Genomic DNA, 25,252 nt, shown 5'->3' with positions numbered 1-25,252 from the left:
TGCCGGTCGGGGTGAGGGGTGCGTTAGCGTGGGTCACGAGGGCCTCCGTTGCTCGGCGTAGATGTCGCAATCCACACCGAACCCGGAGGCCCTCCCTCACACCAAGATCATCCGATCACGTGTCGCCACGATCGCAACCTCCCCGGACAGAACACCTAGCCCGTCCGGTCAAGCGGGTACGGCGAGCAGCGGGAGCCGGACCGTCGCGTGCGGGATCACTCCGAGCCCGGCCAGCGCCGCCTTGGCCGCCGTCGTCCCCGGGCCGTTCCGCATGATCGTCTCCACCAGCGGGACCAGCGACCGGTTGACCGCGCGCGCCGACTCGAGGTCGCCGCGGCGGACGGCGGCGATCAGGGCCGCCGTGCGGTCGGCCGCCACGTTGCCGACCACGCTCACCACGCCCGCCGCGCCGCACGCGAGGTACGGCAGGTTCAGCTCGTCGATGCCGCAGTAGTACGCCAGCCCGGTGTCCGCCATGACCGTCATCGCCTCGAACAGGTCGCCCTTCGCGTCCTTGACCGCCCGGATCCGGGGGTGCGCGGCGAGTTCGGCCAGCGTGGACGGCGTCATCGCGATCCCGGCCCGCGCCGGGACGTCGTAGAGCATCACCGGCAGCCCGGTCGCGTCGGCCACCGCGAGGCAGTGGGCCACCACGCCCTCCTGCGTCGGCCGGGAGTAGTAGGGGCAGACGAGCAGGAGCCCGTCCGCGCCGGCGGCCTCGGCGTCGCGGGCCCGGCGGATGCTCGCGGCGGTGTCGTACGTGCCGACGCCGGCGATCACCCGGGCCCGGCCGGCGACCCGGGCCACCACGCTCCGGACGAGCCCGGCGGCTTCGGGCTCGGTGAGGGTGGGGGACTCGCCGGTCGTCCCGCCGGCGACGAGCCCGTCGCAGCCGGTGGCGAGCAGGTGGTCGACGAGGCCCGCGAGGCCGGGTTCGCTGAGTGCCCCGCCGGGCCGCATGGGGGTCACCATCGCGACGAGGTTGGTGCCGAAGTCGGTCATGCCGTCGACCCTGCCCGCCGCGACTGGTGTGGTCCAGCGACGCTTTTTTGCCGATACCGCGTAGCCTGGCTTAATGATCGAAGTCGGTGCGCTGCGGGCGTTGCGGTCGGTGGCGGCGCTCGGGACGCTGGCCAAGGCGGCCGACGAGCTGGGGTTCACGGCGTCGGCGGTGTCGCAGCAGCTCAAGCGCCTGGAGCGGCAGGTCGGCGTGCCGGTGCTGGCGCCGGCGGGCCGCGGGGTGGTGCTGACCCCGGCCGGTCGGGCGATCGCCGACTCGGCCCCCGACGTGTTCCAGGCGCTGGAACGCTGCGCGGAAGCGGCCCAGTCGGTCTCGGAAGGCGCGCCGCGCGGCACGCTCCGGGTGGTGGCGTTCTCGACCGCGATCCGCGGCCTGCTCGCCCCGGTCCTGCGGGGCCTGGCGGAGCGCTGCCCGGACCTGCGCGTGCGGATCACCGAACAGGACCCGGACGAGGCACTGCGCAGCGTCGACGCGGGCACGGCCGACCTCGCCCTCGTCCACGACGCCGACGGGCTGCCGGCCCCGGCGCCCTCTTCGTTGACGCAGCGGCTGGTGCACACCGACGCCGGCGACGTGGTGCTGAGCCGCACGCACCCGCTGGCGTCGGCCGCCGCCCCGCTGGGCCGTCTCGACCTCGCGGGCCACGCGTGGGTGACCAGCCCGCCGGGAACGGTGTGCCACCAGTGGTTCCGCCGCCTGTTCGCGGACGCACCCGCCGAGCCGGACGTGCGTCACCTGGTCGACGACTTCGCGACGCAGCTGGCGCTGGTCGCGTCGGGGGAGGTGATCGCGTTGATCCCCCGGCTGGCCCGACCGCCGCTGGGCGAGGACCTCGTCGCGCGCCCGTTGCGCCGGCAGCCGAAGCGGGAGGTCCACGCGGCGTGGCGGCGCAGTGCCGACGCCAGCCCGGCGATCCGGGCGCTGCTCACGGAACTCGGCCGGGATCGTCCGCAGCCCGTGCCGAAGCCGGCTTGAACCGAGCGGCCAGGCGCACACCTCCACCCTCACCGCCACCCCTGAAGCTCTCCAACCCGTAAAGCTTGCCCGATTTCGGGCAAGAATTTGAAGTTCCCGACACGGGCGGGGCATGATGGCCGCGTGGCAGAGACCGACATCGTCGAACGCGTGGCCGCGTCCACCGGTCTCCCGCCGGGGGTCGCCGCCCGCGTCGTCGACGACGTCCTCGCCTACTACCGGACGCCCACCGAGGCCTACGTCCGCCGCCGGCACGCCGAGCTGCAGGCCGAGGGCCGGAAGAACCCCGAGATCTTCCCGCTCATCGCCGCCGAGCTGCGCGGCAGGCTGGTGGCCGCGCCCGACCTGTCCGAGCGCCAGCTGCGGCGCATCGTCTACGGCTGAAAGAAGGTTCGCCATGTGCGGGATCGTCGGCTACATCGGCGGCCAGAACGCCGCCCCCATCCTCCTCGAGGGCCTGACCCGGCTCGAGTACCGCGGGTACGACTCCGCGGGCATCGCCGTCCTCGGCGCCAAGGGCGCCCCGCAGGTCCACCGCGTCGTCGGCCGGGTCCGCAACCTGGCCGCCGCGCTGCCCAAGAGACTCGCCGGCAAGGTCGGCATCGGCCACACGCGCTGGGCGACGCACGGGCCGGCGTCGGAGGCCAACGCGCACCCGCACACGTCGGAAGACGGCCGGATCTCCGTGGTCCACAACGGAATCATCGACAACGCCGACGCGCTGCGCGCCCAGCTCGCCGACGCCGGCGTCACCCTCACCTCCGAGACCGACACCGAGGTCCTCGCCCACCTGATCGCGCGGTCGGCCGCCGAAACCCTCGAAGACGCCGTCGTCGAGGCGGTCTCGCGGATCACCGGCACGTACGCGATCGCCGTGACCGACAGCGAACACCCCGACCGCCTGGTCATCGCGCGCAACGGCTCGCCGCTGATCATCGGCGTCGGCGAGCGCGAGATGTTCGTCGCGAGCGACCTCGCCGCGCTGGTCCGGCACACCTCCCAGGTCGCGCACCTCGACGACGGCGAGTTCGCCACGGTCTTCGCCACCGGCTACCGCACCTTCACCGTCGACGAGAGCGACACCACCAAGCCGGCGACCGAGATCGACATCGCCGCCGAAGACCTCGACCTCGGCGGCTTCCCGCACTACATGGTCAAGGAGATCCAGGAGCAGCCCGAATCCGTGGAGCGGATCATCCGCGGCCGGCTCGACGACCGGTTCGGTGTCGCCCGGCTCGACGGGCTCAACCTGACGCCGCGGGAGCTGCGCGGGTTCAGCCGCGTGAAGATCCTCGGCTGCGGCTCGGCCTACTACGTCGGCCAGATCGGCGCGACGATGATCGAGGAGCTGGCGCGGATCCCGGCCGACGCCGAGGCCGCGTCGGAGTTCCGCTACCGCAACCCGATCATCGAGGCGGACACGCTCTACATCGCGGTCAGCCAGTCCGGCGAGACGATCGACACCGCCTTCGCCGTCGAGGAGATCAAGCGCAAGGGCGGCCGGGTGGTCGGTCTCGTGAACGTCGTCGGCTCGACGATCGCGCGCGCCTGCGACGGCGGGGTCTACCTGCACGCCGGCCCGGAGATCGCGGTCGCCTCGACGAAGGCGCTGACGAACATGGCCGTCGGGTTCGCGCTGATCGCCCTGGCCCTCGGCCGCGTGCGCGATCTGTCCAATGCGGACGGTCAGCGGATCATCGCCGCGATCCGCGCGCTGCCCGGCCAGATCAAGTCCGTTCTGGACGCCGAACCCGAGATCGCTGAGCACGCGAAGACCGCGGCCACCGCGAAGAGCCTGTTCTTCATCGGCCGCGTCCGCGGCTACCCGGTGGCCCGCGAGGGCGCGCAGAAGTTCAAGGAGATCTCCTACCGCCACGCCGAGGCGTACCAGACGTCCGAGCTCAAGCACGGCCCGCTGGCCTTGATCGACGACACGCTCCCGACGATCGCGATCGTGCCCGCCGACGAGCTGGCCGACCGCAACCTCGCGGCCGTGCAGCAGATCCGGGCCCGCGGCGGGTCCGTGCTGGCCGTGACGCACGAAGCCGTCGACTTCGGCGAGCTGGACGTCCCGCGGATCGTCGTGCCGCGGACCGAGCCGGAGCTCGACCCGATCCTGCTGACCATCCCGTTGCAGTTGCTCGCCTACCACGCCGCGCTGACGCTGGGCTACGACATCGACAAGCCGCGCAACCTCGCCAAGTCCGTCACCGTGGAGTGAGCTACTCGCGTTCGACCTTGCGCAGGCCGGCCTCGGGCGTCCACCACTCGACGACCAGCAGCGTCGCCGCCTCGTTCAAGTGCGTGTGGACCACCTCGGCGATGTCCACCCGGAAGCCCTCGCCCGTGTCGAGGGCCCGGCCGGAGATCTTCGCCTCCCCCGGCCACTTCGCCTCTTCGCCGTCGACCGGGTCGACCGTCGCGCTGTGCAGCGCCAGCCGCGGGTCGCGCTTCAGGTCGGCGCCCTTGCGCGCGTTCGGCATCGAGCCGAACGTCAGCTCGCCGTCGGCGAACTTCAGTTCGATGCCCGAGATCCGCGGCGAGCCGTCGGCCCGGATGGTCGCCATCGTCTTGTGCCTGCGCGCGTCGAACAACGTCCGCACGCGCCGCGCGAACTCCGGTTCCGCCGCCTCGACCTCACGCCACGCCGTCATGCGGTCATGATGGCAGCCACCGCGCGGGGACGGCGACGGGTTTGCGGAACACCAGCCCGATCGGTGCGGCCGGCTCCGCCAAGGCGAGCCCGGGCAGCCGGTCGAGCACGGTCTCGAGCGCGATCCGCGCCTCCAGCCGGGCGAGGTCGGCGCCGAGGCAGAAGTGCGGGCCGTGCGCGAACGCCAGCTGTTTGCCCAAGCCGGGGCGGCCCGGGTCGAAGACGTCCGGGTTCTCGAACACCGCCGGGTCGCGGTTGGCGGCCGTGAGCGAGACAGTCACGAGATCGCCCCGCGCGATCGATGCCCCCGCGAGCTCGACGTCGCGGGTCGCGTACCGGTCGACCACCGCCGCCGCGGGTTCCAGGCGCAGCGACTCCTCGATCGCGGCCGGGACGAGCGCGCGGTCCGCCCGCACCGCCTCGAGCCGCGCCGGGTCGCGCAGCAGGTGCAGCAGGAGGTTGGCGATCATGCCCTCGGTCGTCTCGATGCCGCCGAACATCAGCACCGCCGCGTTCGACACCACCTCCGGCAGGGCCAGCGCATCGGCCGCCTCGGTGAGCAGCGACGGCCGGCCGACCGTGGCTTCGATGTGCGCGCGCAGCTCACCGAACGCCTCCCCGCCACGCGCACCCGGCGGACGGCCGGCCGAGATGTCGTCCACCGTGGACACGATCGCGTCGTACCAGGCCAGCACCCGGGCGGTGTCGGCGCCGTCCAGGCCCAGCGCGCCGGCCACGACCGCGACCGACAGCGGGCCGGCCAGCGCCCGCCGCAGTTCCGCCCGCCCGGTGGCGGCGAACCCGTCGACCAGCCGGGTGCACTCCGCTCGGACGAACCCGGCGAACCGGTCCTCGATCTCCCGGGGCCGGAAGTGGCGGGCGAACGGCGTCCGGTGGCGGGTGTGCTCGCCCGCGTCGAGCGAGAGCATCGACGGGCCGACGACCCGGGCGGTCGAGAAGCGGGGGTCGTCCACGGTGAAGGTGGCGGCGTCGCGCATGACGTGCAGCGCGAGGTCGTGCCGGGTGACGAGCCAGCCGTTCAGCGCCGGCAGCCAGGCCACCGGTTCGGTCGCCCGGAGCCGGGCCAGCAGCGGGTACGGGTCGGTCGTGAGCTGCTCGATCGTCACGCCCGCAGCCCCGCGATGAGCAGCCCGACCAGCCGCCGCGCGTCGTAGTCCGGGTTGCCGTCCTCCGCGCCGACGCACAGGTTGCCGACCCCGCGCATCAGCTCCAGCGGGCGCACCCGCGCGGTCAGCCCGGCGGCTTCGAGCAGCTGGGCGCACACCGGGACCAGGCGATCGAGGAAGTACGCGTGCAGCGAGGCGAACCCGTCGCCCTGCAGGACCCCCGCGAGCCCGTGCTTGGTCACCAGGAAGTCGACGAACAGGTCGATCCACGCCGCCAGCGCCGCGTGGGGCGAGGACGCGGTCTCCAGCAGCGCGGGGCCCGCGTCGGCGCAGGCTTCCACCTGGTGGCGGTAGACGGCGACGATCAGGTCCGCCCGCGTCGGGAAGTGGCGGTAGATCGTGCCCATCCCGACGCCGGCCTTGGCCGCGATGTCCCGCACCGGCGCGTCGACCCCGGCCGCGACAAACACCGCCGCGGCCGCGTCGAGCAGCGCTTTCTCGTTGCGCCGGGCATCGGCGCGCTTGGGCTTGCTTCCGCTCACCACACCTCCCGGGGTTGCTAAGCGGAACAATGCTCCGTATCGTTAGCGGAGCAACGTTCCGCTTGCCATCATCCCACGGAGGAACCCCTCATGCAGTACCGCACCCTGGGCCGCACCGGCGTCCAGGTCAGCAGCCTCGCGCTCGGCGCGATGAACTTCGGCGCCATCGGGCGCACCACCCAGGACGAGGCCACCGCCATCGTCGGCGCCGCCGTCGACGGCGGGATCAACCTCGTCGACACCGCCGACATGTACGGCCAGGGCGAGTCGGAAGTCATGGTCGGCAGGGCGATCAAGAACCACCGCGACGACCTCGTGCTCGCCACCAAGGCGGCGATGCCGATGGGCGAGGAGCGCAACCACCGCGGCACCTCGCGCCGCTGGATCTTCAAAGCACTCGAAGACAGCCTGCGCCGCCTCGACGTCGACCACGTCGACCTGTACCAGATGCACCGCTGGGACCCGGCCACGAGCGACGAGGAAGCACTTTCCGCGCTGACCGACCTCCAGCGCGCGGGCAAGATCCGCTACTTCGGCTCGTCGACCTTCCCGGCCTACCGGATCGTGCAGGCCCAGTGGGCGGCGCGGGAAAACCACCTGGGCCGGTACGTCACCGAGCAGCCCAGCTACTCGATCCTGCAACGCGGCATCGAGGCCCACGTGCTCCCGGTGACGCAGGAGTACGGCCTCGGCGTGCTGGCCTGGAGCCCGCTGGCCTCCGGCTGGCTGTCGGGCGCGGTGCGCGCCGGGCAGGAGATCACGACCAACCGCGCCGGTGCCCTGCCCCAGCGCTTCGACCTCACCGACCCGGCCAACCAGGCCCGCCTCGACGCCGTCGAGAAGCTCGTCAAGCTCGCCGACCAGGCCGGGCTTTCCCTGATCCAGCTGTCGCTCGGGTTCGTCACCGCGCACCCGGGCGTGACCAGCGCGCTCATCGGCCCGCGCACGCTCGGCCACCTCCAGGCGCAGCTCGCGGCGGCCGACACCGTCCTGCCCGCCGACGTCCTCGACGAGATCGACGCGGTCGTCGCACCCGGCGTCGACCTGGCCGCGCACGAGAAGTTCGACACCCCGCCCGCCCTGCTCGAGAAGTCCCTCCGGAGGCGTTGATGACCAGCTTCGGCATCCTGACCGCACCGATGAACGTCGGCTACGACGAGATCCAGCGCGTCTGGCGCGAAGCCGACGAAATCCCGGAGATCGAGCACGCCTGGCTGTTCGACCACCTCATGCCGATCGGCGGCGACCCGGACGGCCCGATCTTCGAAGGCTGGACGCTGCTTTCGGCGCTGGCCGCGCAGACCGAGCGGATCCGGCTCGGCCTGCTGGTCACCAGCAACCGCTTCCGGCCCCCGGCGGTGCTGGCGAAGATCGCGACCACGGTGGACGTCGTGTCCGGCGGACGGCTCGACTTCGGCATCGGCGCCGGTTCCCGCCCGAGCCACCCGCTGGCCCGTCGCGAGTACGACGGCCACGGCCTGCCGTACCACACCCAGGACGACGCGGTCGCCGCGCTCGCCGAGGCGTGCACGGTCATCCGTCGCTTGTGGACGGAAACCGAGCCGTTCGACTTCGACGGGGAGCACGTCCACCTGAAAGGCGCGTTCGGCAACCCCAAGCCGGTGCAGCGCCCGCACCCGCCGATCATGATCGGCGGCCGCGCGAGCGCGACGCTGCGCGTGGTCGCCGAGCACGCCGACCAGTGGACCATCCCCGGTGGCGGCGACATCGAAGACCTGGCCGGCCGCAGCAGGCTCCTCGACCGCTACTGCGCCGAAATCGGCCGCGACCCGGCGGAGATCACCCGCTCGATCTTCCTGCCCGTCGACTACGACAAGCCCGCCGCCACGCGGGAGAAGATCGAGGAAGCGGTCGGCGCCGGGTTCGGCCACGTCGTCCTCGGCCTGGCGAACCCGTACCCGGACGGTGTCGTGCGGTGGGTCGCCGACGAGCTGGTCCGCTGAGCTACTTGTCGACCCCTTCGTAGGTGCCCCGAGTGAACCGGCGCGAGAAGACGAAGTAGACGATCGCGACCGGCAGCGTCATCAGCAGCGCCGCGGCGAGCTTCAGCGGGAACTGGTTGCCCTGGCCGAGTTCACCGGAGACCAGGCTCGCCACCCCGGAGGTCAGCGTGTTCAGCGCCGGGTCCTGCCGGGACACGATGTAGTGCGGCAGCTCGTTCCACGATCCCTGGAACGACAGGATGGTCACGGTGATCAATGCCGGTTTCGACATCGGCAGCACCACCGACCAGAACGTGCGCAGCGGCCCGGCGCCGTCGATGCGGGCGGCCTCTTCGACGCTCACCGGCACGGTGTCGAAGAACTGCTTCATGATGAACACGCCGGTGCCGTCGACCAGCAACGGGATGATCATGCCCGCGTAGCTGTCGTACATGCCGAGCTGGTTGAGCACGAGGAACTTCGGGATCAGCAGCACCACGCTCGGCACGGCGATGACCGCCAGTACCGCCCCGAAGACCGCGCGGCGGCCACGGAAGCGAAGCCTCGAAAGGGCGTAACCGGCGAAGGAGTCGAACACGACCCGGCCCACGGTGATCGTCACCGAGACGAACACCGAGTTCGCCGCCCAGCGCGGGAAATCCTGCTGGGCGAGCGTCCGGAAGACGCTCACCGACCACTGCCGCGGCCAGGGCAGAAGCGGGTGCGCGGTGGCGTCGGCGTCGGTCTTGAACGCCGTCGCGAGCTGGATGAGGAAGGGGTAGATGTAGAGCGCCGCGACCAGCGCCAGCACCGCGTACCCGAGCCACCGGAGTTTCATCGGCGCTCCCGCAGGGCCCAGCGCTGCACCAGGGTGAAGGCGACGATCACGAGGAACAGGAGGAACGCGATCGCCGCGCCCTGGCCCCACTGGTGGCCGATGAACGAGGACGAGTACGACAGGTACGCCGGCGTCAGCGTGGTGTTGGCCGGGTTGCCGCGGCTGAGCACGTACACCTGGTCGAAGACCTGCCAGGTGCCGATCAGGCCGAGCGTCAGCACGAGGAACAGCGTCGGGCGCAGCTGCGGCAGCGTGACGCGCCAGAAGCGCTGCCACGACGTCGCGCCGTCGATCAGCGCGGCCTCGTCGACCGACGGCGGCAGGTTCTGCAGCGCCGCGTAGAACATCAGCATGAACCCGCCCGTGGAGGTCCAGACGACGAGCACGATGATCGAGCACATCGCCACGCTCGGGCCGGACAGCCAGTCCCACCAGGACAGGCCGAGGAAGTCGTGGCCGGCCAGTGCCGGCGGCGGGCTCGCCGGGTCGCCGAGCGCGAGGTGGAAGATGCCGCGCGGGTCGGCGAACCAGCTGGGACCGTCCACTCCGAACAGCTTGAGCGCGGCGTTCACCGTGCCGGTGCTGGAGAACAGGAAGAGGAACACGACGGAGATCGCGACCGAGCTGGTCACGGTCGGGAAGTAGAACGCGGTCCGGAAGAACTGGCGGCCCTTGAGCTTCTTCCGGTGCAGGAGCAACGCCAGGAAGAGGGCCAAGGCGGTCTGGAGCGGGACGACGAACAGCACGAAATAGCCGTTGTTGCGGACACTGGTGGCGAAGTTCCGGCGCGTCAGCCCCGGTTCGGCGAGCAGCGCGGCGTAGTTGTCCCCGCCGACGAAACGCACCCGCGAGGAGAACGGGCTGCCGCTGCCGGTCCAGTCGCTGACGCTCACCCACAGCGCCATCAGGATCGGCAGCACCATGAACAGGCCGAGCACGATCAGCGTCGGCGCGAGGAAGAGCCAGCCCGCCTTGCCGTCGCGCCGGAGGGGGCGGCGGGCCCGGGTGCCGCGCGGGGGTGCGGCACCCGGGGCCACCGGTGTGGTGAGCAGCGTGCCCATGGCGTCACTGCCCCAGCGCGGCCGCGGTGTTCTGCTGCAGCTGCTGCAGGATCCGCTTCGGGTCGGCGCCCGGCAGCTGCTGCAGCTGGGCGTCGAAGTCGGTCAGCACGGGGTCCATCTTGGCCAGCGTGACGGGCCCGTGCGCGTACTCGGCACCGGCGACGAACGCCGACTGCGCGGGGAACTTCTGCTCGTACTGCGTCCGCACGGACTGCCGCGACGGGATGACGCCGAACGCTTCAGCGAACGCGAGCTGCTGCTGCGGCCGCATGAACGAGTCGACGAGCTGCTTCGCCTGCTCCTGGAACTTGCTCTTGGCGGCGATGCCCCAGCACTGCGTGAACGACAGCGTCCCGGGCCCGGCCGGCCCGGCGGGCAGCGCGACGACGCGGTACTTGACGTCCGGGTAGTCCTTCTTCATGCCGCCGGCCAGCCAGTTGCCGTCGATGCTCATCGACGCCTTGTGCTGGCCGAACGCCTCGCCGGAGTCCCCGGCGCCGATCTGCTTCGGGTACTTGGCCGCGCCGGAGGCGAGCAGGTCGCGGACGTAGGTCAGGGCCTGGAGGTTCTGCGGCGTGTCGGCGGTGGCCTTCTTCTGGTCGGCGTCGACGGCCCAGCCGCCGGCCTGGACGAGGAAGGCGCCGACGCGGTCGCGGGTGTCGTTGAACACCAGCCCGGTGCGGCCGCCGGTGGTCAGCTTCCGCGCGACGGTCGTCAGCTGGTCCCACGTCTTGGGGACGTCGGTGTCGGTCAGCCCGGCCGCGGCCCAGTCGTCGGTGTTGATCGCCAGCGCGAGGGTCGAGAAGTCCTTGGGGGCGCAGTAGAGCTTGCCGTCCTTGGTGAACGTCGTGCGCAGCGTGGGATAGATGTCGTCCTTGTAGGACAGACCGTCGCCGTACGGGAGCATTTCGGCGGCGTAGCCCTGGAACTTGGTGGCGTCGACGGCGAAGACGTCCGGCGGGCTGCCCGCGGCGAAGCCCTGGCTGAGCTGCTGCGCGAGGTCGTTGGCGCTCACGACCTCGGCCTGGGAGCCGTCCTTGCCCCACGCCGCGGCGGCGTCCTGCATGGCCTTGAGCTCGGCGCCGCCGCTCGCGGCGATCATCACCTTGAGCGTGGCGGGCCCGGACTGCTGCGTGGCAGGCCGGGCCGGGTCGTCGAAACCGCTGCCGCAGGCGGAAAGCGGGAGCAGCAGGCCGGCCGCCGCGAGGGCGGCCACAGTTCGGCGGGGAAGCATCGATCCTCCTTGATCGCGCGGGGACTCAAGTTGTGCGGAGCACGAGGTGCGGGGTGAAGAGGGTGGTCGCGGGTTCGGCGCCGGCTCCACCTCGCAGGGCGGTCCTCAGCTGCCGCACGCATTCGGCGGCGACGTCGGCGATGGGCTGGGCGACGCTGCTCAGCCCGAGGACGGCGGCGGTGGGGGTGTCGTCGAACCCGATGACGGCGGCATCGGCGCCGGGCCGGATGCCGCGGTCCCGGAGTTCGGCGGCGACACCGAGGGCGAGCGAGTCGCTGGCGCAGACGAACGCGGTCGGCACGCCGGCGCCGGGCAGGTCGGCGGCCGAGCCGCTGCTCCCGGCCGGGCCACCGGCGTCCAGCAGCCGGGCGGCCGCCGAGCGCCCGCCCTCCACGCCGTCGAACACCGCGACCCGCGGCCCCTCCCCCAGCCCGGCCGCGGCGAGCCCCGCCGCCCAGCCCGCGCGGCGGTCGTCACCGCTGCCCGAGCCCTCCGGCCACCCCACGAACGCGATCCGCCGGTGCCCCTGGCGGACCAGGTGGTCGGTGGCCAGCCGCGTCCCGGCGGCGCCGTCGACGTCGACCCACGGGTGCGTGTCCTCGGCACCCCACGGCCTGCCGAACGTGACGAACGGCAGCTCGCGCTCGAGCAGCCAGCGGGTGCGCAGGTCGTCGTGGTGGGTGTTGGTGAGCACGAACCCGTCGATCCCGACCGAGGCGATCAGGTCGGCGTACGCGCGGGTCTCGGCCTCGTCGTCGGCCGCGGTGAACAGCATGATCCGGTGGTCGTAGCGCTCGGCCGTCGCGGTCAGCGAGTGCAGGAACTGGTCGAGCACGACGCCGCTCACGCCGTTGCCCGAAGGCGGGATGCACAGCCCGATGATCTGCGACCGGGTGGTGCGCATCTGCCGCGCGGCGGTGTTCGGGCGGTACCCCAGCCGTTCGATGGCGGCCAGGACGCGTTCGCGCGTCTCCGGGCTGACGACCTCGGGCGAGTTGATCACGTTGGACACGGTCTGGCGCGACACCGCGGCCGCCTCCGCCACCGAGTTCAGCGTGGGCCGTCCCATGGTTCGCCTCCGGTTTGAACGTTCAACTGGCGGCAACTCTGAACCCGTAGCGCTGAGCTGTCAAGACCTCGAACCCAGTTGACATTCTTTGGTTGGATCGATCCAATCGTTGTCATGGCCCACCTCCAGCCCCTGCTCCACGACCTCGCGATCGCACTGCACGCACCGACCGTCGTCCTGTCCGGCCGGGACGGGCAGATCCGCGCCGGCGGGACGCAGGGCCTGCTCCACGGCGACCTCCGGCTGCTCAGCGAAGCCGTGGTGACGGTCGACGGCGACGAGCCCGAGGCCATCGGCGGCGACGAGCCGGTCGCCGGCCGCGCGCGGTTCACCGGGCTGCTGCGCCGGCTCGGCGACCCCGGCCCCGACCCGACGGTGTGGCTGCGGCGCGACCGCACGGTCACGGCGTCCGGGATGACCGAGGAGCTTTCGCTGGTATCGACGGCCTCGGTGCACCGACCGCGCGTAGTGGAGCTCGTGCTGGCCGCCGACTTCGCGCCGATCGACGAGATCAAGTCGGGCGGCCGGCGCTCCCCCGTCGTCCCGGCCGGCACCGGGTGGGCCGCTTCCTCGGCGGTCTCCGAAGTGACGGCCGAAGGCGCCGAAATCGACGTCGACGGACCTCGGCTCCGGCTGCGCTGGACCGTGGAAGGTGCGGCGACGCTGCGCTGGTCGCTGCGGGTTTCCGACGAGCGGGCGTTGTTCGCGCCGGCCGGCACCCGGCTGCCCCGGCCGGAGGTGCACGCGGACGACCGCCGGTTCACCGCGTTGCTGGACCGCGCGCTCGACGACCTCGACGGGCTGCTCCTGGCCGAGCGCGACCACCCGGGCGACGCGTTCGCCGGCGCGGGCGCGCCGTGGTTCCTCACGCTGTTCGGCCGTGACAGCCTGTGGGCCGCGCGGCTCGCCTTGCCACTGTCGGTCGACCTGGCGGGCGGGACACTCCGCACGCTCGCCCGAGCCCAGGGTTCGCGCCACGACCCGGCGACCGGCGAGGCGCCGGGCAAGATCCTGCACGAGCGGCGCCGGGACGTCTTCGAGACGATCGAGGGCGCGTCGCTGCCCGCCGAGTACTACGGGACGGTCGACGCGACCGCGTTGTGGGTGTGCCTGCTGCACGACGCGTGGCGCTGGGGCCTGCCCGAGGACGAGGTCCGCGACCTGCTGCCGACGCTGCGGTTCGCGCTGTCCTGGATCACCGGCGCCGCGGACCCGGACGGCGACGGGTTCGCCGAATACCGCGACGAAAGCGGGCACGGCCTGGCCAACCAGGGGTGGAAGGACTCCGGTGACGCCGTCCGCTTCCACGACGGCGCGCAGGCGAAACCCCCGATCGCCTTGAGTGAGGTCCAGGCGTACCAGCACGAAGCCGTGGTGCGTTCGGTAGCGTTGCTGACGGCCTTGGGCGAGCCCTCCGATGGCCTTGCCGAGTGGGCTTCGGCTCTTCGCACCCGGTTCCGGGACCGGTTCTGGGTGTCCACTTCGGACGGTCACTACCCGGCGCTGGCCCTGGACGGCGACAAGCGGCCGGTGGACGCGCTGACGAGCAACATCGGGCACCTCCTCGGCACCGGACTGCTTTCGGAAGACGAAAGCGCGTCCGTCGGCGCGTTGCTGGTGGGCTCCTCCCTGGCGTCGGGCTTCGGCCTGCGCACGATGAGCGCGTCTTCGGGCGGTTATTCGCCGTTGAGCTACCACTGCGGCTCGGTGTGGCCGCACGACACGGCGATCGTGGTCCGGGGTCTGCAGCGCACGGGCCAGGGCGCGCGGGCCGGCCACCTCGCCGCCCAGCTGCTCGCGGCCGCGCCCGCTTTCGGCTACCGGCTGCCGGAACTGTTCGCCGGCTACGGCGTTCCGGAGACGTCGTCGCCGCTGCCGTACCCGGCGTCGTGCCGTCCGCAGGCGTGGTCGGCGGCGGCCGCGGTGAGCCTGCTGGTGGCGTTCCTCGGCCTGGAGGTCGACGTCCCGGCGGGCACGGTGTCCCTGACCCCGCCCCGGCCGAGCCCGGTCGGCGCGCTGCGGGTGTCGGGGCTGCCGGTGGCGGGCGGCACCCTCGACGTCTCGGTCTCCGCGGCCGGTGAAGTCACCGAACTGCGGCTGCCGCCGGGGTTTTCAGTCCTTCCGGAACAGCCCGGCGAGTAGGAACGGCTCGCCGAAGCGGCCCGTTTTCCCCTTCATCGGGCGGAGTTCGAGTTCGGTGTAGCCGTCGAACAGGCTTCGCAGTTCGGCCGGTGAGTAGGCGAGGCCGCCGTGGAGGCTCCGGTCGCGGTAGAGCTGCGCGTCCGGGATCTCGGTGCCGGAATCCGGGTTTCCGGTGCCGGCGGCGAAGCAGACGAGGCCGAAGTGCCCGCCGGGTTTCAGGTACCGGTCGAGCAGGGCGAGGTAGCTGATCCGCCGGTGCGGCGCGAGGTGGTGCAGGCAGCCGGAGTCGTAGACCAGGTCGTAGTCGTCGTGCGGCAGGTCCATGGCGAAGATGTCGGCTCGGTGGAAGCGCACGCCGGCCACGCGTTCCCGCGCCCAGGCGATCGCTTCGGACGAGCCGTCGACGGCGTCGACGGCGTAGCCGGCTTCGGCGAGCCTCCGCGCGTTGCGGCCGGGCCCGCACCCCAGTTCCAGGGCGCGGCCGCCGGGCAGCCGGCCGTCCCTCGCCCAGGCGTCGAGGTTTTCGTCGGGTTCTTCGACGAAGAACGGGACGGGCCGGTCGCGGTCGGCGTAGAAGCCGTCCCACTCGATGTTCTCGAAGAGGCCGTCCAGCATCCGCAGGAGGTCGTCGACCGACCGGACGTCGCGGTTCACCGTTCGACGTGCACGCGCACGGCCCGGAGTTCCTCGTCGATCACGGCCATCTGCGCGTCGACGGCCGCCGGTTCGGTGTCCTCGGGGAAGAACAGGCTGAAGATCAGTTCCGCACCGGTCAGGTTGGGCACGACGCGGGCGAAGAGGCCGAGGTGCGGGGCGTCGGCGCTGACGAAGTCGACGACGCCGTGGTCCGCGGCGGCCTTGACGGCGACCGGTCGCGCGTCCTCGCCGACGCGCCAGACGTCACCGTGGTCGTGCTCGACGGTGGCGGCGAAACCCGGCGCCCAGTCGGGCAGGTGGCGGGCGTCGGACAGGTAGGCGAAGACCCGCGCGGGCGGCGCGGAGACGGAGATGGTGCGCGTCTCGGCGCGCCCCGGCTCGAATGTGGTCATGAGCCAAACGATACGCAGGTGCTTATCATCTGTCCACGCGTAAAATCTTCCCGGTGAGCGAAGACCTCGGAGCGTTGTGCGCCGGAGCGGCTCGCGCGCTGGCCGAGGCCGAGCGCCCGGTGCTGGAGTCGCACGGGCTCACGATGTGGCAATACGTGGTGCTGTCGGCGCTGTCCCCGGGTGCGGCGCCGAGCCAGCTGGTGCTGGCCCAGCAGATCCACTACGACAAGACGCGGTTGATCGCGTTGCTGGACGGGCTGGAGGCGGCGGGGCTGGTGAGCCGGGCACCGGACCCGGCCGACCGCCGGGCGCGCGTGGTGCGGTTGACGGAGGCCGGGATCTCGCGGCACGCGGCGGTCCGGGACGCGATCCGCGCGCTGGAGGAGCGGATGCTGGCGGGGTTGAGCGCCCAGGAGCGGCGGGCCCTGCGGTCGGGGCTGGCCCACCTGGCCGACTCGCGCCCGGTGCGTGAATGACCCATTCACGTCGGCTGACGACGTGAATGGGTCATTCACGTCGGCTCACGCCACCGAGCAGAGGGTTCCGTTCAGCCTGAACGCCGTCGGCAGGATGTTCGGCCCGCTGTAGTCCGCCACGAAACCGATGTCCGTTCCCGACGCCACCGGGGCCGACGAAGTGACCGTCACCGTCGAACCCGACTGCGCCCACGTTCCGTTCCAGCCGCTCGTCACCCGCTGCCGCGCGGTCGGCCACGTGAACGTCAGCGTCCAGTCACCCGTCACCACCGGCGACGACACGCGGATCCCGCCCACGAAACCGCTCGCCCAGTCGTTCACGTCCGTCAACCGGACCGTGCAGCTGCTCGACGCCGGTGCGCCCGTCGTCAACGTCAGCGGCGGCGACGCCCACGACACGCGCCCCGCCGCGTCGCGGGCCAGCACGTTCACCGTGTAGCGCGTTCCCGGGACCAGGTTCGCCACCGGCAGCGACGTTCCCGTCGTCTCGCCCCACTCCTCGCTGACCGCCCCCAGCTGCCGGTACACCTCGTACTTCACGCCCGGCGCCGACGCGGGCCAGCTGATCGTCGCCGTCGTGTCGGTCGTCGTCGCCGTCGGCTGACCAGGGGCGCGCAACGGCGAGACAGCGTCGTGCAGTACCACCGTCGTCAGGGAATACGGTGGCAGCACACCGTCCCATGTGGACGAGCGGGCGATCGACGTCGCGCCATTGGTGAACGTGTACGCCTCGGCCACCGGCGAACCCGCGCGGCCGAGGTCGACCGTCCGCGCCGCCGCGGGGTCCTTGTTCACCAGCAACACCGCGACGTCCCCGTTCGGGCGGCGGGCCGCGTGCACGTCGACCAGCGGGTCGTCCGCGGCGGCGCGGACGAACTGGTCACCCGGTCTCGCGAACGCGCTCAGCATCTTCAGCCCGTAGTACGGCGCGAACGGCGTGTTCAGCGCGGGCTCGCAGCCACCGTCCACACAGGTCGCGCTCGACAGCAGGCCGGAGTCCCCGTAGTCGGGGTATCCGGCCACTGTGGACACCTTGGTCGGTCCGTTGTGCGTGTCCCACCAGTCCACTGTGAACACGCCGTTCTCCAGCATCGACGCGTACGCCTCGGCCGCGAACAGCGCGCCCGGCTGGGTGTTCAGGCCCACCGGCGAGTTCGTCTCCGTCAGCGCGATGCCCAGCGGACGGCTCGCGTACCGGGTGATCTGCTCCCGGACCAGGTAGAGCAGGTCGTCGACCTGTTCGGTGCGGGAGAGCGCTTCTTCCGCCGTCGAACCGCCCGGGTACCAGTGCAGCACGGCGAAGTCGACGTGCGGGCCCGCGATCGAGAGCACCGTCTGGTTCCACGTGCCGGTGTCGCCGGCCGCGACGATGCCGTCCGGCCAGTTCGCCGGGGTCGTCAGCACGACGCCGATCTTGACCGACGGGTCGACGGCCTTCATCGCGTCGGCGTAGGCCACGACGCCCGCGGCGTACGCGGCCGGGCTCTTGTCCTCGTGGTCGTCGGCCTCCCAGTTCGCGCCGTAGTGGCCGTTGCCGTACAGCTCGTTGCCGATCTCCCAATACTTGACGCCATAGCCCTTCGTGACGTTCGCGTACCGCACCCAGTCCGCGGCCTCCGCCGGCGTCCCGGTGCCGTAGTTGGCGATGACGATCGGCTGGGCACCCGCCCGCCGGACGCCGCCCATGAACGTGTCGAAATCCGTGTTCGGCGCCACGTAACCGCCGGGCGCGGAGTTGTCCTTCCAGTGGTAGATGTCGCCGTAGGAGCCGCCCGGGTACCGCATCGTGCGGACCCCGGCGGCGCCGTACAGGTCGGCCACGACATCGGTGCCGAGCTGGCTGTCCCACACGGCGTGGTTGACGCCGACCGCGGTGTCCGGCACCGTGGCCAGCCCCGCTTTCACGTTGATGGTGACGGTCGTCGCGGCCGGGGTCGCCGCGGCGGCCGCCGGCACCGCCGCCACGAGCACGGCGGCCAGCGGCCACGCGGCCCAGTGCGGACGTCGAACTGTCATCGAAGGGTCCATCCTCTCGTCGGGCACGAAGGGATGGCTGGAAGCGCTCTCGGAGCAGAGAACCAGTGCGTGGCCCGGAAGTCAACGGAAGTCCCGCGACGGCGCGGTCCGCATCGACAGGTCGAGCGGTTCGAGCCGGTCCGCGACGAGCGTGACGACCCCCTCGGCCGCCTGGACGTACCCGCGGACCAGCAACGCCGCGCTCGTGTGGGCGACCAGCCGCTGCCGACGCCAGAGCCCTGGGGACACGATGACGTTGGCCATGCCGGTCTCGTCCTCCAGGTTGAGGAACGTGATCCCGCCCGCGGTCGCCGGGCGCTGGCGGTGGGTGACCGCGCCGCCGACCCAGACGCGCGTGCCGTCCTCGGCCCGCGCCAGTTCGGCCGTCGTGAGCGCGCCGCGCTTCCCGAGCAACGAGCGCAAGTACTCGACCGGGTGGCTGTCCGGGGAGACGCCGGTGGCCCACAGGTCCGCCGCGGTGACCTCCAGCCGCGTCATCCCCGGCAACGCGGGCGCGTCGAGGCCCGGGGCCAGGCCGGGCAGGTGCCCGGGCCGGGTCGCCGCCGCGGCACCGGCGGCCCAGAGGTCCCGGCGCCGGTCGCCACCGAACGCGCCGGCCGTCGCCAGCGCCTCGGCGGCGTTCTTCTTCAGCCGGACACGGCGGGCGAGGTCGCCGGGCCCCGCGTACGGCCCGTTCGCGTCGCGTTCGGCGACGATCTCGCCGGCGACGGCCTCACCCAGGTGCCGGACACCGGCGAGGCCGAGGCGGAGCGCGACGCCGCCGGTGCTCCCGGCGTCGGGTTCGAGCGTGGCGTGGGCGAGGCTGGCGTTGACGTCCGGTTCGCGGACGCGGACGCCGTGGCGGCGCGCGTCGGCCACCAGCGACTGCGGGCTGTAGAACCCCATCGGCTGCGCGCGCAGCAGGCCCGCGCAGAAGGCGGCCGGGTAGTAGCGCTTGAACCACGCCGACGCGTAGACGAGCAAGGCGAACGACATCGAGTGCGCTTCGGGGAACCCGTAGCCGGAGAAGGCGTGGATCTGCTCGAAGATCCGCGTCGCCAGCTCGCGGTCGAGACCGTTGGCTTCGCAGCCGGCGAAGAACCGCGCCATCAGCGCCTTCATCTTCGCGCTGGAGCGCTTGGCGCCCATGGCACGCCGGAGCTGGTCGGCTTCGGCGGGTGAGAAGCTCGCGACGTCGACGGCCATCTGCATCACCTGTTCCTGGAACAGCGGCACGCCGAGCGTCCGGTCCAAACTGGACGCCAGCAGCGGGTGCGCGTGCTGCCACTGCTCGTCGCCGCGGCGGCGCCGGATGTACGGGTGCACCGAACCGCCCTGGATCGGGCCGGGCCGGATCAACGCGACTTCGACGACGAGGTCGTAGAACTCCCTGGGGCGCAACCGCGGCAGGGTCGCCAACTGCGCGCGGGACTCCACTTGGAACACTCCGACGGCGTCGGCCTCGCACAGCATGTCGTAGACGGCGGGGTCGGCGAGGTCCAGCTTTCCGATGTCCACTTCGGACCCGTGGTGCTCGGCGACGAGGTCGAGCGTGTAGTGCAGCGCCGAAAGCATGCCGAGGCCGAGCAGGTCGAACTTGACCAGGCCGACGGCCGCGCAGTCGTCCTTGTCCCACTGCAGCACCGAGCGGTTCTCCATCGTGGCCCACTCGACCGGGACCACTTCGGACACCGGCTGCTTCGAGATGACCATGCCGCCGGAGTGGATGCCCAGGTGGCGCGGGAAGTCCTCGATCCGGGCGGCCAGCTCCAGGACCTCCGCCGGGATGTCGCCCGCGGTCTGCCCGCCGGTCCGGCTCCAGCGGTCGACGAGCTTGCCGTAGGCGTCCTGCTGCCCGGGGCTGTGCCCGAGGGCCTTCGCGGCGTCGCGGATCGCCGAAGGCGCGCGGTAGGTGATGACGTTGGCGACCTGCGCGGCGTGGAAGCGGCCGTGTTTTTCGTAGACGTACTGGATGGCCTCCTCGCGGCGGTCGGACTCGATGTCGATGTCGATGTCGGGCGGCCCGTCCCGTTCCGGCGCGAGGAAGCGCTCGAACAGCAGGTTCCACTTCACCGGGTCGGCGTGGCAGATCTCCAGCGCGTAGCAGACCGCGGAGTTCGCCGCGGAACCGCGGCCCTGGCAGAGGATGTTCGCCTCCTTGCAGAAGCGGACGATGTCCCACACCACGAGGAAGTACCCCGGGAACCCGAGCTTTTCGATGATGCCGAGTTCGTGGTCGAGCTGGGCGTAGGCTTCCGGGTTGTCTTCCCGCGTCCCGTAGCGTTTCGCCGCGCCGCGCCAGGTCAGTTCGCACAGGAACGACATTTCGTCGTGCCCGGGCGGCACCGGGAACGGCGGCAGGTCGGGGGCGACGAGCTTCAGGTCGAACGCGACCTCGACGCCGAGGACGGCGGCACGCCCGACCGCGCCCGGGTAGCGGCGCTCGAAGCGGCGGCGCTGCTCCATCCCGGACCGCAGGAACGCCTGCCCCGACGGCGGCCGCCACGCTTCGAGGTCCTCGGCCGAGCGCCGCGCCCGGACGGCGGCGACCATGTCGGCCACGACGGCGTCCTCGGGGCGGGCGTAGTGGACGTTGTTGGAGACGACGGTCGGCAGCCGCAGCTCCTTCGCCATCCCGTCGAGGTGGTCGTTGGCCGCGTCGTCGAGGGGCTGCCGGTGGTCGATCAGCTCGACGGCGACGTGCCGGCGCCCGAACCGGTCGACGAGCCGGCCGAGCTCGGCGCGCGCGGCGGCGGGCCCGTGGGCGGCGAGCGCCCGGCGCACCGGCCCCTTGCGGCACCCGGTGAGCACGACGACGTGCCCGGCCAGCTCGTCGACGAGCTCGTCGGGGTCGTAGACGGGCCGGCCCTTCTCCCCGCCGGCGAGCTGCGCGCGCGAGATGACTTTGCAGAGCCGGTGGTACCCGGCCTGCTGCCGGGCGATCACGAGCAGGTGTGTCCCGTCCGGGTCCGGCTGACCGGCCCGCGGCCCGGGCAGGCCGAGGGAGAGCTCCGCCCCGAACCCGACCCGCACCCCGAGCTCCCGAGCGGCGTCGTTGAACCGGACGGCGCCGTAGAGGCCGTCGTGATCGGTGAGGACGAGGGCGTCGAGCTCGAGCCGGGCGGCTTCCTCGACGAGGGTCTCGGGGTGGGAGGCACCGTCGAGGAAGCTGAAGTTGGAGTGGACGTGCAGCTCGGCGTAGGGGGCCCGGATCCGGTCACCACCGTCGTCCCGGGCCCTGCGCCGCCGCAGGTCTTCGGGCGCGCCAGCGTACCCTTCGCGTTTGCGCGACCACGCGGGGGCATCGTTGCCGTCACCGGGAACGGGCGGCCGCCCGGAGGCGATCCGTTCCACTTCGGACCACGGCACACTCGGGTTGTTGAACGCCAAAATCCGCTCCCCACAAGGAGTTCGCTGTGGGGAAGCCAGCGACTACTGTTCGAACACACGTGCGACTACGTGGACCGATCCTGAGCCCGGCGGGGCCCGCTGTCAACTCGGCAGTCGCGTCGGTCACAAGGACGGTCAGTCGTAGACGCCCTCGACAGTCCATTGTGGATCAACTCCCACGGTGACCCTCAGCAGCAGCGCCAGGTCGTCGTTTTCGCCCTCCAGCACCACCTGTACCCGGGCCAGCGGGCGTTCGCCGCGGTGACCGGGCAGCGCCGGGTGCACCACCCACGGCCCGGCCGACCCCAGGACGCGGCGCGCCGGGCCGCCGTCGATCGCTATCGTCGCCGGTGGGTACGTGAGCTCGCCGCGGTCCGTGCACGCCACCGGGTCGCCCACCGCGTCCAGCACCCTCGCCGGTGGGGGCTCCGGTGGGACCCGGGACGGCGATGGTGCCGGGAGGCGGCCCGGCCACGGGCGGTCCTCGACCGCCGGCTTTCGCGGCTCGCCCCACGGGATCAGGCGGACCCGCTCCGCCGGGCCGCGGCCGCCGTCCAGCAACGGCGTCACCACCGCGCCCGGGCCGAGGAGACCCTGGATGCGCACCAGCGCGCGGCCCGCGCGCTCGGCCGCGTCCGCGTCGCGGCCCAGCGAACCGAGCTGCAGCTGCAGCGCCTGCCCGCCGACGACCTCCTCGGGGTCGAGGCGCAGCCGGACGATCCCCGCGCTGGGCCGGTCGCGCGTGGTGAGCCAGCCTTCGCACTGCCAGCGCACGCGGTCCGCCGTCGCGCGGGCGGTCAACGGCTCCGCGCAGCGCCAGACGCGCACGCGCTCTTCGCCCGCTTCGGTGACCGCGACGATCGCCAGGCGTGTGCAGGCGAGACCGTGGTTCGCGAGGCCGGCGAAAAAGCGTTCGCCGAGGGTCTTCGCGACGAACGCGGCTTCGTCGACGCGGCTCAGGGGGTGGTCGAACTCCTCGGTGACCGTCAGGTCCGGCGGGAGGGCGCGGCGCAGCGGCGGGCGTTCGGCGAGGCCGCGGGCGAGGCGGTGGGCGGTGACGGCGTCCTTCGGGAAGCGGCCCGCGACGTCGCGTTCGGCCAGCGCGGCGAACGCGCCGAGGGTGCGCAGGCCCAGCCGCCGCAGCAGGTCGACGAGCTCGCCGCGGTCGTCGCCCGGCTGGTTCAGCTCGGTGATCGGGAGGGGCGCGAGGAAGCCGGGCGTGTCCCCGGGCGGGACGAGAGCCGCGCGGCGGGCGGCGAGGGTCGCGGCGAAGAGCCCGTCGGCGATCCCGACCTGGCATTCGACGCCGGCGCCGGCTTCGACCTCGTTGATGAGGAGCTCGGCGAGCGCTTCCTCGCCGCCGAAGTACCCGGCGGCGCCGGTGACCGGCACGGCGACGATGCCCGGCCGCACGACCTCGACTCCGACGGCCTGCCGTTCGACGGCGGCGGCGACGGGTTCGAAGAGGCGGGCGTCGCGGTCGGGGTCGTGCTGGTGGACGACGAGATCGGGACACCGGGACTGGGCATCGCGCCGGCGCATGCCGCGCCCGACCCCGTCGCGGCGGGCGGCGGCGGAGCAGGCGACGACGCGGTTGGCGGAGAAGACGGCGGCGGGTGCGAGGGGCGGGGTACCGGCCGCGGCCCCGGCGGCGACGACCGGCCAGTCCGGGCACCACAGCACCAGCAGCCGTGGTGAACCGCTCATCCCGCGAACGAAAGAGGAGTCATCGCCCGGCTTCCGCGGGTCCGGGCGAGAACGGCAAGCCGATCAAGCGAAATCCGTGGCACCCAGGCTCACCCGGCCACCTCGGCCAGCCGCCGCTTCCGGGGCTCGCCCGCCGCGACCGCCCCGCCCGGCCCCGGCAGCTGCAGCCGCACCGACGACGGCCGCACCGCCGCACCCCGCCCGGCGCTCGTCGCCACCACTTCGCGCGTCCTCAAATGCCCGTACCCGTCCGGTGTCAGGCCCTGCCAGCGGCGGCCCGACACCGTCAGCTCCACGTCCGCGCCCGGCCACGGGCCCATCGCCAGCAGCACCGTGCCGCGGTTGCGGACCCGCCCCGCCAGCCGGCGCGCCAGCTGGGGCTGGACGCCGACCGGGCCGAGCACCACCAGGTCGAACCCGTCCACCAGCGCCGACAGCACACCCGGCAGCTCCGCGCCCGGGTGCGGCACCAGCGCGATCCGCGCCAGGTCGACGCCGAGCTCCGCCGCCGCGGCCAGGCCCAGCTCGGGCAGGCCCGTCACCGCCGCCCAGGAACCGTCGCGGGTCGCCGCCGCCAGCAACGCCAGCGCCAGCGAGGTCGCGCCGCGCACCGAGACCGTGCTGCCGCGCCGCAGGCCGCCGCCCGGCAGCAGGTCCGCCAGCGGCGGCAGCACGGCCAGCACGTCGCCGGAAACCGGGGACGAGCCCAGCTGCGCCGCCGTGCGGACCCCCGGGATCGCCGTGAGCCCGGCCAGCGCGTCCGGCACCGCCACCACCGCTCACCTCCAGCACCACGTACTCGCACCGGAGACACCCGCGCGGAGCGGGCGCACCCAGGAGAAAGTTATCGAACATTTGTTCGCATAGTGCGAGACGGGCGGCCCGCTGTCAAGCCGGGGGTCACCCCGGCGGGGCAGGGCCGCTCCGGCACACTGGACGGCATGACCCGCACGAACCCGGGCCTGGACGCCGCCGGCGTCGACACGCTGACCGACGCGGTCCTCACCGCGTCGCGGCTGCTGGTGGCGGTGTCCGTCCGGTCGATCGCCGCGGCCGAGGACGGCCTGACCCTGCCGCAGTTCCGGCTCCTCGTGGTGCTGCACACCCGCGGCCCGCTCAAGCACGCGACGCTCGCCGAACACCTCGGTGTCACGCCGTCCACGGCCAGCCGGATGGTCGACCGGCTGGTCGCCGCCGGGCTCGTCGACCGGCGGCACAGCCCGGTGTCCCGCCGCGAGATCGTGCTCGACATCACCCCGGAAGGCGCGCGGATCGTCCGGCAGGTGACGACCCGGCGGCGCCGGGAGATCGCCAAGATCGTCGCCCGGATGCCGGCGGAGAGCAGGCAGGGGCTCGTCGACGCGCTGACGGCGTTCGCCGAAGCCGGCGGGGAGCCGCCCGCGGCCGCGGCACCCGAAGCCATCTGGGGCTGACGCTCAGACCTCGCGGCGCACGATCCACGCGTGGGCGCCGAGCTGACGGCCGCGGGTGAACCCGAACTCCTCGAACAGCTCCACGGTCGCGCTGAACAGGAACCGGCCCGGCGCGTCCCGGCCGGTCGTCACCTCGGAAATCGCCTCGACGAGCCCGCCACCCGCCGTCGCGATCTGCGCCAGCGCCCCTTCGAGCGCGGCGCGGGCGACGCCGGCCCGCCGGTGCTTCCGGTCGACGAAGAAGCAGGTGATCCGCCAGTCCGGCCGCGGCGGCGGGGTCTTGTCGTACTCGCGCCGGTGCTTGATCCGGGGCAGCTCGTCCGGTCCGCCGTACTGGCACCATCCCTGCGCGACGCCGTCGCCGTCCAGCACGAGGGCGGCGTGTGCGCCACCGGTCCGGACCCGCTCCTCCTTGAGCTCGCGGCGGACCGGCCCCCGCTGCTTGCCTTCGGGGTGGAACCCGAGGCACCAGCAGCCGCCGAAGACACCGTTGTTGCGCTCGACGAGCTCGGCGAAGACGTCCCACGTCGAGGCGTGCAGCGGCACTGTGATGTAGGGCATCCGCGGATCCTGCCA

23 protein-coding genes are annotated in these 25,252 nt (G+C 72.7%); 8 read left to right on the top strand and 15 right to left on the bottom strand.

Annotated features, from left to right (window positions below):
• Positions 1-168 precede the first annotated feature (168 nt).
• Positions 169-1,002: a 4-hydroxy-tetrahydrodipicolinate synthase gene (gene dapA / locus ACWEVP_RS19875; RefSeq protein ID WP_452063998.1), complete on the bottom strand. Its 834-nt coding sequence runs from the start codon at positions 1,000-1,002 to the stop codon at positions 169-171.
• A 73-nt stretch (positions 1,003-1,075) separates the two neighbouring features.
• Here dapA and ACWEVP_RS19870 point away from each other — a divergent pair, with 73 nt between their 5' ends.
• The 3 genes from ACWEVP_RS19870 to glmS all read left to right on the top strand — a co-directional run bounded on the left by ACWEVP_RS19870 (position 1,076) and on the right by glmS (position 4,217).
• The gene (locus tag ACWEVP_RS19870; RefSeq protein ID WP_452063997.1) at positions 1,076-1,996 is read left to right on the top strand and encodes a LysR substrate-binding domain-containing protein; all 921 of its coding nucleotides are present in this window, start codon (positions 1,076-1,078) and stop codon (positions 1,994-1,996) included.
• Positions 1,997-2,119: 123 nt separating this feature from the next.
• Positions 2,120-2,380, top strand: a complete 261-nt coding sequence (locus tag ACWEVP_RS19865; RefSeq protein WP_452063996.1) for a hypothetical protein — start codon at positions 2,120-2,122, stop codon at positions 2,378-2,380.
• 13 nt (positions 2,381-2,393) lie between these two features.
• The gene (gene glmS, locus ACWEVP_RS19860) at positions 2,394-4,217 is read left to right on the top strand and encodes a glutamine--fructose-6-phosphate transaminase (isomerizing) (protein ID WP_452063995.1); all 1,824 of its coding nucleotides are present in this window, start codon (positions 2,394-2,396) and stop codon (positions 4,215-4,217) included.
• Position 4,218: 1 nt separating this feature from the next.
• Here the strand turns inward: glmS and ACWEVP_RS19855 are convergent, their stop codons facing one another.
• The 3 genes from ACWEVP_RS19855 to ACWEVP_RS19845 are packed head-to-tail and all read right to left on the bottom strand — an operon-like array spanning position 4,219 to position 6,318.
• Positions 4,219-4,650: a pyridoxamine 5'-phosphate oxidase family protein gene (locus tag ACWEVP_RS19855; protein ID WP_452063994.1), complete on the bottom strand. Its 432-nt coding sequence runs from the start codon at positions 4,648-4,650 to the stop codon at positions 4,219-4,221.
• Between the two features lie 4 nt (positions 4,651-4,654).
• Positions 4,655-5,776 (bottom strand): cytochrome P450, encoded by a 1,122-nt coding sequence (locus ACWEVP_RS19850; protein WP_452063993.1) that lies wholly within the window; start codon positions 5,774-5,776, stop codon positions 4,655-4,657.
• Complete coding sequence (locus ACWEVP_RS19845) at positions 5,773-6,318, bottom strand: TetR/AcrR family transcriptional regulator (RefSeq protein WP_452063992.1); 546 nt, start codon at positions 6,316-6,318, stop codon at positions 5,773-5,775. Before ACWEVP_RS19845 ends, ACWEVP_RS19850 begins: the two co-directional genes overlap by 4 nt.
• Positions 6,319-6,408: 90 nt before the next feature.
• On the opposite strand from ACWEVP_RS19845, the gene ACWEVP_RS19840 reads away from it, so the two are divergent.
• Positions 6,409-7,428, top strand: a complete 1,020-nt coding sequence (locus tag ACWEVP_RS19840) for an aldo/keto reductase (protein WP_452063991.1) — start codon at positions 6,409-6,411, stop codon at positions 7,426-7,428.
• Complete coding sequence (locus tag ACWEVP_RS19835) at positions 7,428-8,282, top strand: LLM class flavin-dependent oxidoreductase (RefSeq protein ID WP_452063990.1); 855 nt, start codon at positions 7,428-7,430, stop codon at positions 8,280-8,282. Before ACWEVP_RS19840 ends, ACWEVP_RS19835 begins: the two co-directional genes overlap by 1 nt.
• A 1-nt stretch (position 8,283) precedes the next feature.
• Here ACWEVP_RS19835 and ACWEVP_RS19830 read toward each other — a convergent pair whose 3' ends face one another.
• Genes ACWEVP_RS19830 through ACWEVP_RS19815 form a run of 4 tightly spaced genes read right to left on the bottom strand, consistent with a single transcriptional unit; the run spans position 8,284 to position 12,463 of the window.
• Positions 8,284-9,099 (bottom strand): carbohydrate ABC transporter permease, encoded by an 816-nt coding sequence (locus ACWEVP_RS19830; RefSeq protein ID WP_452063989.1) that lies wholly within the window; start codon positions 9,097-9,099, stop codon positions 8,284-8,286.
• Positions 9,096-10,160 carry a carbohydrate ABC transporter permease gene (locus tag ACWEVP_RS19825; protein ID WP_452063988.1) on the bottom strand — a complete coding sequence of 355 codons (1,065 nt, stop codon included), beginning with the start codon at positions 10,158-10,160 and terminating at the stop codon, positions 9,096-9,098. The genes ACWEVP_RS19830 and ACWEVP_RS19825 overlap by 4 nt, the downstream gene beginning before the upstream one ends.
• A 4-nt stretch (positions 10,161-10,164) precedes the next feature.
• Positions 10,165-11,394 (bottom strand): sugar ABC transporter substrate-binding protein, encoded by a 1,230-nt coding sequence (locus ACWEVP_RS19820; RefSeq protein WP_452063987.1) that lies wholly within the window; start codon positions 11,392-11,394, stop codon positions 10,165-10,167.
• 25 nt (positions 11,395-11,419) lie between these two features.
• Positions 11,420-12,463: a LacI family DNA-binding transcriptional regulator gene (locus ACWEVP_RS19815; RefSeq protein ID WP_452063986.1), complete on the bottom strand. Its 1,044-nt coding sequence runs from the start codon at positions 12,461-12,463 to the stop codon at positions 11,420-11,422.
• A gap of 114 nt (positions 12,464-12,577) precedes the next feature.
• On the opposite strand from ACWEVP_RS19815, the gene ACWEVP_RS19810 reads away from it, so the two are divergent.
• Positions 12,578-14,605: a glycogen debranching N-terminal domain-containing protein gene (locus ACWEVP_RS19810; RefSeq protein WP_452063985.1), complete on the top strand. Its 2,028-nt coding sequence runs from the start codon at positions 12,578-12,580 to the stop codon at positions 14,603-14,605.
• Here ACWEVP_RS19810 and ACWEVP_RS19805 read toward each other — a convergent pair.
• Complete coding sequence (locus ACWEVP_RS19805) at positions 14,576-15,259, bottom strand: class I SAM-dependent methyltransferase (protein WP_452063984.1); 684 nt, start codon at positions 15,257-15,259, stop codon at positions 14,576-14,578. The two genes, ACWEVP_RS19810 and ACWEVP_RS19805, sit on opposite strands and share 30 nt — an antisense overlap.
• Positions 15,256-15,654, bottom strand: coding sequence for an SRPBCC family protein (locus tag ACWEVP_RS19800; RefSeq protein WP_452063983.1), 399 nt, complete (start codon positions 15,652-15,654; stop codon positions 15,256-15,258). Before ACWEVP_RS19800 ends, ACWEVP_RS19805 begins: the two co-directional genes overlap by 4 nt.
• Before the next feature lie 53 nt (positions 15,655-15,707).
• On the opposite strand from ACWEVP_RS19800, the gene ACWEVP_RS19795 reads away from it, so the two are divergent.
• Positions 15,708-16,130 (top strand): MarR family winged helix-turn-helix transcriptional regulator, encoded by a 423-nt coding sequence (locus ACWEVP_RS19795; RefSeq protein ID WP_452063982.1) that lies wholly within the window; start codon positions 15,708-15,710, stop codon positions 16,128-16,130.
• A 45-nt stretch (positions 16,131-16,175) separates the two neighbouring features.
• Here the strand turns inward: ACWEVP_RS19795 and ACWEVP_RS19790 are convergent, their stop codons facing one another.
• From ACWEVP_RS19790 to ACWEVP_RS19775, 4 genes are all read right to left on the bottom strand, one after another.
• Complete coding sequence (locus ACWEVP_RS19790; protein WP_452063981.1) at positions 16,176-18,146, bottom strand: cellulose binding domain-containing protein; 1,971 nt, start codon at positions 18,144-18,146, stop codon at positions 16,176-16,178.
• 81 nt (positions 18,147-18,227) lie between these two features.
• Positions 18,228-21,536 (bottom strand): error-prone DNA polymerase, encoded by a 3,309-nt coding sequence (locus ACWEVP_RS19785; RefSeq protein WP_452063980.1) that lies wholly within the window; start codon positions 21,534-21,536, stop codon positions 18,228-18,230.
• 135 nt (positions 21,537-21,671) lie between these two features.
• Complete coding sequence (locus ACWEVP_RS19780; RefSeq protein WP_452063979.1) at positions 21,672-23,243, bottom strand: DNA polymerase Y family protein; 1,572 nt, start codon at positions 23,241-23,243, stop codon at positions 21,672-21,674.
• 89 nt (positions 23,244-23,332) lie between these two features.
• Entirely contained in the window at positions 23,333-24,016 is a 684-nt protein-coding gene (locus ACWEVP_RS19775; RefSeq protein ID WP_452063978.1) for a hypothetical protein, read from the bottom strand.
• 168 nt (positions 24,017-24,184) lie between these two features.
• Here ACWEVP_RS19775 and ACWEVP_RS19770 point away from each other — a divergent pair, with 168 nt between their 5' ends.
• Positions 24,185-24,676 carry a MarR family winged helix-turn-helix transcriptional regulator gene (locus ACWEVP_RS19770; protein ID WP_452063977.1) on the top strand — a complete coding sequence of 164 codons (492 nt, stop codon included), beginning with the start codon at positions 24,185-24,187 and terminating at the stop codon, positions 24,674-24,676.
• Between the two features lie 3 nt (positions 24,677-24,679).
• Here ACWEVP_RS19770 and ACWEVP_RS19765 read toward each other — a convergent pair whose 3' ends face one another.
• A complete protein-coding gene (locus ACWEVP_RS19765; protein ID WP_452063976.1) occupies positions 24,680-25,237 on the bottom strand; it encodes a GNAT family N-acetyltransferase in 558 nt (185 codons plus the stop codon).
• Positions 25,238-25,252: the final 15 nt, after the last annotated feature.

It is taken from the genome of Amycolatopsis sp. NPDC003865, from assembly GCF_053605345.1.
The sequence above is the reverse complement of the archived record's forward strand: the minus strand, read 5'-3'. Positions and strand labels throughout refer to the sequence as shown.